Origin of the sequence: uncultured Meiothermus sp. (assembly GCF_937863175.1) — a bacterium.
Taxonomy (GTDB): domain Bacteria; phylum Deinococcota; class Deinococci; order Deinococcales; family Thermaceae; genus Meiothermus.
The window spans coordinates 1-5023 of sequence record NZ_CALMCQ010000416.1; the positions used below are offsets into that span (position 1 = coordinate 1).

At 59.0% G+C, this 5023-nt stretch carries 5 protein-coding genes and 1 pseudogene; 5 read left to right on the forward strand and 1 reads right to left on the reverse strand.

All coding sequences use genetic code 11. From position 1 onward, the window contains the following. The 5 genes and pseudogenes from Q0288_RS15760 to mqnC all read left to right on the forward strand — a co-directional run. Positions 1-286 (forward strand): annotated as a pseudogene (locus Q0288_RS15760) (1-deoxy-D-xylulose-5-phosphate reductoisomerase); the annotation flags it as partial. A 70-nt stretch (positions 287-356) separates the two neighbouring features. Further along, positions 357-1370, forward strand: coding sequence for an RIP metalloprotease (locus tag Q0288_RS15765; protein WP_299432523.1), 1014 nt, complete (start codon positions 357-359; stop codon positions 1368-1370). 13 nt (positions 1371-1383) lie between these two features. Beyond that, positions 1384-2016, forward strand: a complete 633-nt coding sequence (locus tag Q0288_RS15770) for a glycosyltransferase family 2 protein (RefSeq protein WP_299432526.1) — start codon at positions 1384-1386, stop codon at positions 2014-2016. 45 nt (positions 2017-2061) lie between these two features. Continuing rightward, entirely contained in the window at positions 2062-2262 is a 201-nt protein-coding gene (locus tag Q0288_RS15775) for a hypothetical protein (protein WP_299432529.1), read from the forward strand. 274 nt (positions 2263-2536) lie between these two features. After that, positions 2537-3670 (forward strand): cyclic dehypoxanthinyl futalosine synthase, encoded by a 1134-nt coding sequence (mqnC, locus tag Q0288_RS15780; protein ID WP_299432531.1) that lies wholly within the window; start codon positions 2537-2539, stop codon positions 3668-3670. Here the strand turns inward: mqnC and Q0288_RS15785 are convergent. Further along, entirely contained in the window at positions 3667-4854 is a 1188-nt protein-coding gene (locus tag Q0288_RS15785) for an ABC transporter permease (RefSeq protein ID WP_299432534.1), read from the reverse strand. The genes mqnC and Q0288_RS15785 overlap by 4 nt on opposite strands. Positions 4855-5023: the final 169 nt, after the last annotated feature.

Sequence of the window (5023 nt, forward strand, 5' to 3'; positions counted from 1 at the left end):
AGAGCGTCTGGACTTCTATACCCCCGATACCCAGCGTTTTCCCGCCCTGGCTCTGGCCTATGAGGCCGGACGCATGGGGGGTCTGGCCCCGGTCATGCTCAACGCTGCCGATGAAGTTGCGGTAGAGGCTTTCCTGGAGGGCCAGATCGGCTACCTCGAGATTCCCAGAGTCTTGCAGAAAGTGTTGCAACAGACGCCCGCCCTGGCCCTCACCTGGGACAATGTCTACCAGGCCGATCTCGAGGCCCGCAGGCTGGCTCGAGAATTCCTCAAGGTAGAGGTCTAGACATGGGCAAGATCCCTCTTCAGGCAACAGACATTCCCCACCCACTTACCAACCCCTGGCGGAGTAAAGCATGAGCATCCTCTGGTTCCTACTCATCATCTCAATCAGTGTCTTCGTACACGAACTGGGCCACTACCTGGCGGCCCGCTGGCAAGGGGTGGGCGTTAAGAACTTTGGGGTGGGTTTTGGCCCTACCCTGCTTAAGTTCGACCGCTGGGGCACCACCTGGCGGCTCAATGCGATCCCGCTGGGGGGCTATGCCGAAATTGACGGCATGATGCCCGGTGATACCCACGGCTATGCTCGGCTCTCCGGGCCTGGCAAGTTCCTGATCCTGGTGGGGGGAGTGGTCATGAACCTGCTGTTGGCCTGGGGGGTAATGGCAGCCCTCACCTCTCTTCAGGGCATCCCTCAAACCCGCGCCGAAATCACCGAGGTAGTACCGGGTAGCCTGGCCGAGCAGGCTGGTTTTATGGTCGGCGACCGCGTGCTGAGCATTGACGGGGTCAGGCTCGAGTCTCACGATCAGGTCACCCGCTTCCGCCAGACCACGGGTGAGAAGGTCTTTGGTCTCCTGCGCGAAGGGCAGGAAGTCGCCGTGCGTTTTAACTGGGACAACACTCGGGAGCGGCTGGGCATCGTCTTCCGCGCCGAGGTGCTGGGGTACACCCGCACCAGCTTCTTCGAGGGGTTGGGCCGGGCTATCAGCGAAACCGTGATCGCGGTTCCGCGTTTTGTACAGGAGTTCGTGGGCAGCATGGCCCGGCTCCTGACTGGCCAGCAGGCTCAGGGCATCGCGGGGCCGGTAGGCATTGTCAACATAACCGGTCAGGCCGCCGAGCAGGGCCTGGCCACGATAGTAAGCCTGCTTGCCCTGATCAACCTTTCCCTGGCCGTGTTCAACCTGCTGCCCATACCCGGTCTCGATGGGGGGCGCATCCTGATTCTCTTCGCCAACGTTCTCACCGGGGGGCGCATCAAACCCGAGACCGAGGCCCGGCTCTCCTACGGCGGTTTCGTGTTTTTGATTCTGTTGATCGTACTGGTAACCATTAACGACATCCGCAACCTGACCGGTGGGTAAAATAATTCTCAGGATGGATACCACGGTACTGATTCCGGCCTACAACGAAGAAGCCCATATCGCAGCCGTGGTAGAAGTGGTGCTGGAAGCGGGCTTGCCGGTGCTGGTAGCCGACGACGGCTCCCCCGACCAGACCGCCCGGGTCGCCGAAAAGGCCGGAGCTAGGGTGCTGCGCCTGCTCGAGAACCGGGGCAAAAGCGGAGCCGTGGCCTATGGGCTGGCCCATGTCCAGACCCCCTATCTACTGATGCTCGATGCCGATCTGGTCGGCCTGAAACCCCGGCACTTACTGGCCATGCTGGAACCCGTTCGGACTGGGAAACTCGATATGGCCATCGGGGTCTTCAAGGCTGGGGGGCTGATGACCGACTTTGGCAACCGGGCCACCCCTTTTTTGTCCGGGCAGCGGGCTTGTCCTACCGACTGGCTCAGGAGTGTTCCCAACCTGACCAGGCATCGCTGGCCGGAGCCGGCCATTACCGACCACCTGGCCCGTACTAAGGCCCGATGGGCCTATATCGAACTGCCCGGTGCTGGGCAGATCATGAAGGAGCAGAAACGCGGCTTCTGGAAGGGTCTGGGACTGCGCCTGAAGATGTATGTGGAGATTTTGAAATACCGCTTGGGAGGGAAGACTCGAGCTTGAGTTACCCTGACACCCGGCGCATAATTTATCGGAGCGGAGGTAGGTATGCGAATCGAAGTAGCAGTGATGATGCAAGTGCACGTTCCCGACGACGCCAACCTGGACGATCTGAGCCTCCAGATTAGCGAAGACGGTGGGATCCAGTTCATCAGCAATGGTCAGACCATCGCCGATGCCAGCCAGATCGAAGATTATTACATTGACGACATCGAAAGCGATGAGGGCGACCGGGACGAAGACGAGTAGGTTCCGATAAGAAGCCGGTCAATAGCCTTTTTATTGTTCACGCCAGCATTCCATTGCCACTGTGCGATGCCGAAGGCGGCGATGCGGTTCAGAAGTGGTTTCCAAGGGATGCGCGCAGTGACCGCGCTTTTGATTTGAAAACGATTGACCCCGAATTCACCTGAATTGATCCAGGATCCGGGGTCGAAGGGTAGCTCGACTCTCGTCCCCTGACCCGTCCACGGGGTTGATTGTCCCACTATTTCACCAAAAATCCCTCGGGTAGAATGAACCCATGGATGTTTTGAGCCATGCTGTAGCAGGCGAACGACTTTCCGCTGATGAACTACGCGAACTCTACAGTCTCCCGTTGCCAGAAGTGGCAGCCGCCGCCAACGAATTGCGCCTGAAGCGTAGCAATCCCCAGGTCGTGACCTATTTGATAGACCGCAACATCAACTACACCAACATCTGCAACGTAGCCTGTAACTTCTGCGCGTTCTACCGCACCGGCAAGCAAAAAGACGCCTATGTGCTGTCATTCCCGCAAATCGGACAAAAAATAGAAGAGCTCATGAACATCGGGGGGCGAAGGATCCTGATGCAGGGTGGTGTGAACCCCGACCTTCCTTTCGAATGGTATCTGGATTTGCTGCGCTATCTCAAACAGCAGTATCCTGAGGTACGCATTGATGCTTTCAGCCCCGAGGAGATTCTGGGTCTGGAGAAGATCACCGGGCGCGATAGCCTCGAGCTGCTGACCAGGCTCAAAGAAGCCGGTCTGGACGGGCTACCGGGTGCTGGCGGCGAGATTCTGGTAGACGAAGTGCGGGCCAAAGCGGCCCCTGCTCGTATCAAAAGCAGCGACTGGTTCCGCATCCTGCAGACCGCCCAGGGCCTGGGCTTGTATACCATTGCCAGCATGGTGATCGGCTTTGGCGAAACCTACGAACAGCGCGTCGCTCATCTGATCAAGATTCGTGACCAGCAGGACAGGGCCATGAGTCAGTACGGGCAGGGTTTTGCCGCATTTGCCATGTGGACCCTGCAAACCGAACACACCCGCCTGAAGGGCAAGGCCCCCGGGGCCACCGCCCATGAATACCTGCAGCAACTTGCCATTGCCCGCATCGCCTTAGACAACATTCCCAACCTGCAAGCCAGTTGGCCCAGCATGGGTTTCAAGGTAGCCCAGGTTGCGCTATATTACGGAGCCAACGACTTTGGCTCCACCATGCTGGAAGAAAACGTGGTCAGCGTGGCTGCCGGGCACCACCGCACCCACGCCACCGTGCGGCAGATTGTACGGCACATCTCCGATGCGGGCTTTACCCCTGCCGAGCGCGACCCTTTCTACAACATCAGGCAGTATCCAGATGTGCAGGCCATCTTAAACGAGAAACCGCCGGTGGCCCAGCCGCTGGCCTAGTTCCTGAACACCACATCTTCACGTTGGAAATTGCGGTAGGCCAGGTAAGTTGCCAGCATCGCAAAGATCAGGGTCGAGGCCCAGGTAAGGCTCAACTGGGACAGGGTGGCCGAACCTTTGATGATACCGTCCAGGGCCAGCACCACATTGACGATGGGCAGAGCGAAAAACCAGTTCTGCAGGGTCAGAAAATCGGAGAATTGTAGGAAGAGCAAAGGAACCAGCATTACAAAACTAAGCGGGGTCATGTAGCTCTGGGCTTCCTTGAAGGTGCGGGCGTAAAGGCCCAGCGAAATCATGATGGCGATGATGAGCAGGGCGAACAAGACCGAAGTGACCACCACGGAGAGATAGCCCAGCGGCTCGAGGGCCAGTGTACCCCCCAACCGAACCACGTTTTCCCCATCCTGTAGTGGCTGTAGCTGCGTAGCAAAGCGGTTTTGCATCAGCCAGCCTCCCAGCAGAAAACCTATCATGACAGAGGTCGTAGACAGTATGGACATCACGAATACCGCCAGCCCCTTGCCCAGCAGAATCTGAATCAGGGGCACCGGGGCGGCCAGCAGGGCCTCGAGGGTTCCTTTCTCTTTTTCTCCTGCGGTAGCATCCACCGCCACCGGCATGCCACCCGCCTGAATAAACAAGACCAGAAAATAAGGAATCAGGAAAGCCAGCAGGCCCGCCGCCTGCTCCTGGGGCCTCGAGGCATCGCTGGTTTCAATCTTGAAGGGCTCCAGCACCTCGGTGCCAACCCCCCGGGCCTGGAGCTGCTGGGCTACTACCTGGTCTTTGTAATCGCGTAGCGCATCCTGCACCTTCTGAACCACCAGCCGGCTCTGGGTAGCTCCGCCAGAAAGCCGTCCATAAACGGTGTAGGCGCCGCCTGAGAAGACCAGGGCAGCCAGAACCTCGCGGTTTTGCACCGCCTGCTGGGGGTTGGCCATGGCAACCGGCTCGAGCCTGGCCTCGCGGAGAAGTTCCAGTACCTCCGCCGGAACCCCCTTTACTCCAATTGTCTGCACGTCCTCCTGGGTCTGCCGGGCGGCGTTGCCCAGCAGCATCATTGGCCCGAACATCAGGACGGGCATGACAATAATGGGCAGAACCAGGGTGGTGAAGAGCACCCGGCGCTCACGCACCACGCTTAGAAGTTCTTTGCGGGCAATGATCAAGATTTCGTTCATAGCTAGCACCCTCGGTGCGTCAAAAGTGGCTGATCCGGTGGCTGAGGCCAAACCGCTGCGACCGCTGGTTGTCCACCGGCCCGGCCATGCTCAAGCCGCCTCTTCCAGCCTGCGAATGAAGGCTCGCTCGAGGTTGCCCCGGCCAAGCTCGAGGGCTTCCTGCAGGCTC